A 6,561-nucleotide genomic window follows, 5' to 3' on the forward strand; every position below is an offset into this window, starting at 1 on the left:
GTGGAGGAGATGTTGTTAGATGGCACAAAAGATCCAGATACCTATAAATTTCATATTTTTCAAGGTTTAGAAGATTGTTATATTCAGCTTACTGCCGATAGATTCACAAATTATAAACGCACGATTTTAGATAAAGATTGGCAACTTGCCCCATTTGGTTTTCTTTATGATAATGCAAACAATCCCATTCCACCAAAGCCCAGTGAGTTAGAGCATCTTAAAAGACTAGCCTTTATGCTTTCTCAAATGTTTGATTATGTGCGTGTGGATTTGTATTATATGCCATTTGCTAAGGGGCAAAAAATCGTTGTGGGGGAGCTGACTTTCACACACGCTTGTGGGACAGAAAGGCTTATCCCAGAATCTTGGGATAAAAAGCTAGGTGATATGTGGAAGCACACTTCATATAACAGGGGGAGCGATGAAGCCAAATAGTTTTATACAAAATCTTAAGCCCTATATCCCTATCGCACATAAGGTATGGGAGATTTCAAAAAAAGAAGAGATTCTAAAGCTTGATTGGAATGAATCTAGTATGCCGCCATCGCCAAAAGTCCTAACCGCCTTGCAACAAGCTGTTTTGAGTGATAACTTGCACTGGTATCCAAATACGCACAATGCAGAGTTATTAGCCCTTCTAAGTAATTATGCAAATGTGCCAAGTGAATGTGTAGAGATTTTTGCAAGCTCTGATTGTTCGCACGAGTTTATTTTGCAAGTCTTTGGGAGCGTTGGCGATAGAGTATGTATCGTCGCACCAACTTATGATAATTTCCGCTCAAGGGCTGATGGCATGGGGCTTCAAAGTGCATTTTTTCACACAGATGAAAAGGGCAATATTGATTTTAATTTGCTTGATAGTTTTCTTGCAAACAACCAACCAAAAATAGTATATATATGTAATCCAAACAATCCAACTGGCACATTGCACGACATATTGAAACTAGAATTACTTATCACAAAATATGGCGATATGCTGTTTATTATAGATGAGGCGTATTATGAGTTTTGTGGTAAAAGTGTGGCATATTTATTACCAACAATGCAGAATCTTATCATCACAAGAACATTTTCAAAGGCATTTGGCTTAGCATCATTTCGCATAGGCTATTGCTTGAGTTCTGCACAAAACATTGCTGCATTAAATTTACTTCGTAATGCAAAAAATATTACTCATCTCTCACAAGTAGCAGCCATTGCAGCACTAAAAGATAAAGAATATATGGAATCTTATGTAAAAGAAGTTAGATTGGCAAGAGAGTTTTTTATAAATGCGTTAGATTCTATGCGAGAGTTTAAACTTTATCCATCAAATGCTAATTTTGTTTTTATTCAGCATAGGGATATAAATGGATTAAAAATGTTTTTAGAAAAAAGGAATATTTTTATACGAGATTATTCGCATATTGTAGATAAGCATTGTCGTATTAGTATAGGCACAAGAGAGCAAATGCAGTGTGTTGTTAGAGAAATAGAGAGATTTTGCAATGAGTGATTGGAGAAAATGCTAGATGATAGAGCAGAATAATAGAGTGTTGGCATTATTTGATTTTTGTGAAACGCTTGTAGATTTTCAAAGTGCAGCAAGATATTTAGAGATTGTCGCAAATTATCGTGGCTACAATATGAAACAAGGTCTGGGACATAGAGTGTATGCTAAACTGAAGCGTAAAGTAGGCAAGAGGATTCAAAAAGTTTTACCTAAATCATATCGCGATAGATTTATTCAAAAACCTGTTAATTTTGAAGTTTTGCGGGGATTGGGTCTAAAAGAAGCAGAAAATATAGCACAAGATTTCTTTGAAAAAGAATTGCTTTTGCGTGTTAATGAACGCATTATAGAACGCTTGCATTATCATCAAAAGTTGGGACACACCATAGCGATTGTATCAGGTGGCTTTGAGATATATATTCGCATTTTTGCAAAGTATTTTGGGATTCAATATGTTGTGGCGGTTTCGCTGGAGAGTAGTGAGGGGGTTTTAAGTGGCAATATGGCAGGTATTCATACGATGGAGCATAGAAAGCTTTACAAGTTATCACAAACACTTGATCTATCAATGTATGATTTAGCACAAAGCTATGCGTATAGTGATTGCCCTAGTGATATTCCTTTGCTAAGTTTAGTGGGTAATGGCATTGTTGTAGAGTGTGGAAAAGATATAGAATGGGCGAAGATTTTAGGATTTGAGATTGTTTAGGATTTTTGCTTGAACTACCAGCCCTAAACACAACTTAACCACACATTAGCACCAACAAAGGCCCCATATTAAACATCTTTTATAATTTGATTAATGTGTATATACCCCCACATTCCTTGCAAAACAAAAAACAAGCTTTCAGACTTTATTAAAGCGATTCATTTCTTAGTGTTTCATGTTTGCGAAACGCCAACCTAAGGGGTTTTATGTTTTATACAGGGCGTGACAAGAGATTAAAAGAAAGCGGTTTAAGTAAAAAAGAGTTTGCAAAAATTGTGCATATGCGATATGTAAAGTGCAGTCAATAATAACAAAGTTAAAGATTGTTTTGTTGAGCCTTTAGGCGACACACCTCTTTTACACGAAAGGTTAGATTTTTTCATACTTGAACCCTTGTTTTTATTTTCTATCATGCACTGGACTTACTTGTAGGTTGTAGCAATCTAAACACTCATTCCTTAAAAACTACGCTTTTATTGTTGCCAACACTGCAAGAAGCATATATAACGCATGTAAAATCAGTGTCGCCAGACTTATAAACCACAATATCATAAACAAAATAAGTTTTCTTATCTTCTCTATTTATATAAAATATTTTTGTGCAAAATTTCATTCTTTATCCTTTAGCACATCTAATTTTCTTTCCATAAAATCTAAACTTGTATGTCTGTATTCTATGTAATCATATTCTGTAATATTCATGTATCACCTCCTATAAAAGCAAGTTTCATATTCGCTAAACTCATTGTCATGAAATAATAATATTTGCTTTGCTTCTCTTTTAAACTCACTTACTTCTTTTTCATTCCACTTCCACTCATGCAGTGGATATTTTGTTATTGCATAATCTAAATGACTTACCCGCCATTCTCTACTTCATTATGCGTATAGCCAATGAGTGCAGCTACTCTAAACTTATCTTTGCATAGATTTTTTACAAACTTTTCAGTAGGACGGATCTTTGTTTCTCTCGTGCAGTAATCCTTACCTATAGGATAACAAAGCTTATCAAAAATTCATATTTTAATATTACTAAAAGTAAAAATTAATCTTATTATGCTATTATTGCAAATCATATAAAATTGAATATGGAGTTTATTTTGCAAGGTATTATGGAGTTTTTAAAAATCTATCTTGATCCGCTTGTATTTAGTATTTTGGGTTTTATGGCATTGCTTGTTGTGTATTTTAGTATTGAAAGATTTATATTTTTTACTCGTTTGCAGTTTGAGAAATACACCGATGTGAAAGAGCTAGAAGAAGATGTGAGTAAGAATCTCACACTTTTATATATCGTGTATTCTAATGCACCTTATGTTGGGCTTTTAGGCACGGTGGTAGGCATTATGATTGTGTTTTATGATATGGGTGGTAGTGGTAACATTGATGTAAAAAGCATAACACTTGGGCTATCTATGGCATTGAAAGCAACAGCACTTGGGCTTGTAGTCGCTATTCCTACTTTAATGATTTATAATGCGTTTTTGCGTGTGGCAGACACAAAGGTAAATCGCTTCAAGATTCTAAATAAGAAACATGCAGACTAAAGGGAATTATTATGAAAATTAAACGCGGAGATGGATTAAATATTGTCCCTTTTATCGACATTATGCTTGTCCTACTCGCACTTGTATTATCAATCTCTACCTTTGTCTCACAGGGGAAAATAAAGGTAGAAGTTCCCAATGCAAGCAGCACAGAACAGGAAAAAAAAGATGATGAAAAGCCCATTATAATTGTAGTTAATGCGGACAATAATATATATGTAGATGATAAGGAAATAAATATAGATGACTTTGAATCTTTTATAAGCACGATACCAAATGATTCTATGGTGCATTTTAAAGGTGATAAGAATTCTAGTCTTGAGCGATTAGTGTTTGTGATAGACCAGCTCACAAAAAAGGGGCATAATCATGATAAATTTAGAATCGATACGCAGCGTAATTAAGAATCCAAGCTTTTATGGTGTTGCATTCGCATTTATAGGTGCGGTGGGAATCTTTAGCTATAGCATATATAGTAGCACAAATATTTTCACAGAAAAAGAGAATGGCGACCAGTTTATAACCATTCAGCTTTCAGCCTTTGCCCCTCCAAGCAAAGACCCCATAGCAGAGAGAGTAGAGCAGCCAAAAAAGGTGCATAAGCCACAAATACACAAACCAAAAAAAGAGATGATACAAGCCCCGCCAAAGCCAGAACCTACGCCATTACAAGCTATGGAAGAGCCACAAAAAGAGGTTGCAGAAAAGATTCCAGAATCTCCAAAAGAAGTCGCACAAGAGACAGAGGCGACAAAAGCCACTACGACAGCAAAGCCTGATAATGAAGCATTTGCACAAGAAAATATCAAGATTATGCGTTTCTCTGATGGTAATGAAAACGAGTTTCTGCAAGCCATACATCGTGCGGTAGAGAAGCGACACATCTATCCGCCGCTTGCATTGCAAAGAGGGTATGAAGGAGAGGTGCTTGTAAAATTCTATATCGATATAAATGGAAAGGTTTCTCGTTTTGAGATTGTGAGGCGTTCACCACATGCTTTGCTTGATAAAGCTGCGATTAAGACCTTAAAAAGAGCGTGTAAGCATTTCCCAAAACCAGACGAAAATGTATATGTTGAGATTCCAATTGTTTATAATTTACAGAGAGGGTAAGTTGGATAAGGTGCGATTTATATTAAAAACATGTTTCATTGTATAAGCAATACACAAAGCAATATTAACATGCCGTATCTTTTATATTGAGATTTTGACATCTAAATTGTATCTACTTTTTACTTGTGGTAATTTAACAGACATCTTTTGTGTTTAAAAACTCAAGATTTTTCTCTAATGAATTTTGGCAAAGTTGCATAGCTTTTGTTTTCGATGTGATGACTGATTATTCAGGGCTTGGCCACTGAAAACCAATTTGGATTTGGTTTCCACATATCCCCAAGCTTTTTATCCCATTCTTGTGGTGTGAATCTGCCCGTGCCACCTTCTGGGGTAAAAGTAAGTTCCCCAACCACAATTCTACCTTGGATACTATACAAATCAACTCTTAGATAAGGCGACATTATTAACATACGGGCAATCTCAAGCATAATGTTAAGGTGTTCGGGCTTATTTGGAATGATATTTGGAGGCTGATAAAGATATTTTATCGGCATAACATTCCAATTCTCATCAAAAATACTTCTTGTATGCTCAACAAATCTATCGGTATCCACTTGTATGTATTTTGTTTTACCAAAGCAGTGGATTTTATAATCACTTGGCACTTTAGCTTCCCCATTTGCGTTAGTCTCTAACAACATCTCCTCCACAAAGATTCTAGGCTCTATGTCTTTGTAATGCCATTCTCTATAAAGTGTGTAAAAGTTTGTATTTAAATGTTGCGTGAGCTTGTCCATAGCTTCACTAAAACTTTTAGAATCTTTTAGAAAAGCAACTTTATCTTTCACTAAGACCACACCACCGCTATCGTGATTTGTCTTTAGGACAAAACTTTGTGGAAGTTTAGAGAAATCAATCTCATCTACACTTTTATAGATTCCATAGAGTTTTGGTAAGTATTGACATTCATTTGTAGCAAAGAGTTCTCGTGTGAGTGTGTCAATAGGTTGGAAAAGTAGGGAATCTTTAGCAAGAAGTGAGTTTAGAATCTGTGTTGCTTGGTTAGGTATAGGATTTTGTGGTGTGTTTTGTGTGGTTTCTAGATTCTCTAAATTTGCTCCCTTGTCTATGCAATTTGAACGCTTGACTGAATTGTGATGGATAGTCATATCGCTTAGATAACTCCTACCCTCTAAGTCAGCTAAAGCCTCCAAAGCCACAGAACAACTGCTAGAATTTGTAGTTTTGTTTGCGTACTCTGCTGATGTGGATTCTAGATTCTGTGCTGAATTTGGGTGGGCTGCGGGGTTTAGGGCGTAATTTTTAGAATCTAGATTCTTGTCATATTGAGTGTGTAAGCACGAAATATCTTTGCTTGAATCTTGTTTGGATTCTAAAGTTTTAGATACTTCACCTAAAGGTTCAGTATGACAAATGGAAGTAGAATTTATGCTTTCATTTTCTTTATGTTGTGTTGCTTGTGAAGTTTTATTGCGAGATTCTGTGTTATTTTGATTTGGATTGCAATATTCTTTATTTTGTGTTTGTGAGATAATAGAAGTTGTTGTGTTTAGTGTGGGGTTATTTTGTAAATCTGTATTGTTTTGATTTAGGCTATATTTGCCCCCCCCCCCCCCTGTTTTTTTTGTTTTTTTTTTTGTTTTGTGAAAATATGGTTTTAAATTTTTTTTTTAATTTTGTTGTTTTTTTTTTAAGTTTTTTTATATCTTCTTCTATCGGTCCTAATCATGTGTATT

The 6,561-nt window shown here is 35.0% G+C and carries 8 protein-coding genes; 6 read left to right on the forward strand and 2 right to left on the reverse strand.

Translation table 11 applies throughout. The features are described from left to right. The 3 genes from C6H08_RS10355 to C6H08_RS10365 form a co-directional block, all read left to right on the forward strand. The coding region (locus C6H08_RS10355) for an ATP-grasp fold amidoligase family protein (RefSeq protein ID WP_104686194.1) at positions 1-435 on the forward strand (435 nt) is incomplete at its 5' end. Beyond that, positions 422-1,495: a pyridoxal phosphate-dependent aminotransferase gene (locus C6H08_RS10360; protein WP_080745701.1), complete on the forward strand. Its 1,074-nt coding sequence runs from the start codon at positions 422-424 to the stop codon at positions 1,493-1,495. The genes C6H08_RS10355 and C6H08_RS10360, both read left to right, overlap by 14 nt. Positions 1,496-1,511: 16 nt before the next feature. Continuing rightward, a complete protein-coding gene (locus C6H08_RS10365; protein WP_034580203.1) occupies positions 1,512-2,201 on the forward strand; it encodes an HAD-IB family hydrolase in 690 nt (229 codons plus the stop codon). Between the two features lie 451 nt (positions 2,202-2,652). Here the strand turns inward: C6H08_RS10365 and C6H08_RS11400 are convergent, their stop codons facing one another. Continuing rightward, positions 2,653-2,814 (reverse strand): hypothetical protein, encoded by a 162-nt coding sequence (locus C6H08_RS11400; protein ID WP_158656870.1) that lies wholly within the window; start codon positions 2,812-2,814, stop codon positions 2,653-2,655. A gap of 499 nt (positions 2,815-3,313) precedes the next feature. On the opposite strand from C6H08_RS11400, the gene exbB reads away from it, so the two are divergent. From exbB to C6H08_RS10380, 3 genes are read left to right on the forward strand one after another with little or no spacing between them, the layout of a single operon-like run. Then, entirely contained in the window at positions 3,314-3,748 is a 435-nt protein-coding gene (exbB, locus tag C6H08_RS10370; protein WP_034564463.1) for a TonB-system energizer ExbB, read from the forward strand. Between the two features lie 11 nt (positions 3,749-3,759). Next, positions 3,760-4,152 (forward strand): TonB system transport protein ExbD, encoded by a 393-nt coding sequence (gene exbD / locus C6H08_RS10375; RefSeq protein ID WP_005219135.1) that lies wholly within the window; start codon positions 3,760-3,762, stop codon positions 4,150-4,152. Further along, entirely contained in the window at positions 4,118-4,861 is a 744-nt protein-coding gene (locus C6H08_RS10380; RefSeq protein WP_034562920.1) for an energy transducer TonB, read from the forward strand. Before exbD ends, C6H08_RS10380 begins: the two co-directional genes overlap by 35 nt. A 230-nt stretch (positions 4,862-5,091) precedes the next feature. Here C6H08_RS10380 and C6H08_RS10385 read toward each other — a convergent pair whose 3' ends face one another. Further along, entirely contained in the window at positions 5,092-6,024 is a 933-nt protein-coding gene (locus tag C6H08_RS10385; protein WP_233708574.1) for an ATP-grasp fold amidoligase family protein, read from the reverse strand. Positions 6,025-6,561: the final 537 nt, after the last annotated feature.

The organism is Helicobacter bilis (genome assembly GCF_900198365.1).
Lineage (GTDB): Bacteria > Campylobacterota > Campylobacteria > Campylobacterales > Helicobacteraceae > Helicobacter_A > Helicobacter_A bilis_B.

Coding starts and splice junctions, on each gene's coding strand:
- C6H08_RS10360 (WP_080745701.1), top strand. CDS start 422: ATGAAGCCAAATAGTTTTATACAAAATCTTAAGCCCTATATCCCTATC.
- C6H08_RS10365 (WP_034580203.1), top strand. CDS start 1,512: ATGATAGAGCAGAATAATAGAGTGTTGGCATTATTTGATTTTTGTGAA.
- C6H08_RS11400 (WP_158656870.1), bottom strand. CDS start 2,814: ATGAAATTTTGCACAAAAATATTTTATATAAATAGAGAAGATAAGAAA.
- exbB (WP_034564463.1), top strand. CDS start 3,314: ATGGAGTTTTTAAAAATCTATCTTGATCCGCTTGTATTTAGTATTTTG.
- exbD (WP_005219135.1), top strand. CDS start 3,760: ATGAAAATTAAACGCGGAGATGGATTAAATATTGTCCCTTTTATCGAC.
- C6H08_RS10380 (WP_034562920.1), top strand. CDS start 4,118: ATGATAAATTTAGAATCGATACGCAGCGTAATTAAGAATCCAAGCTTT.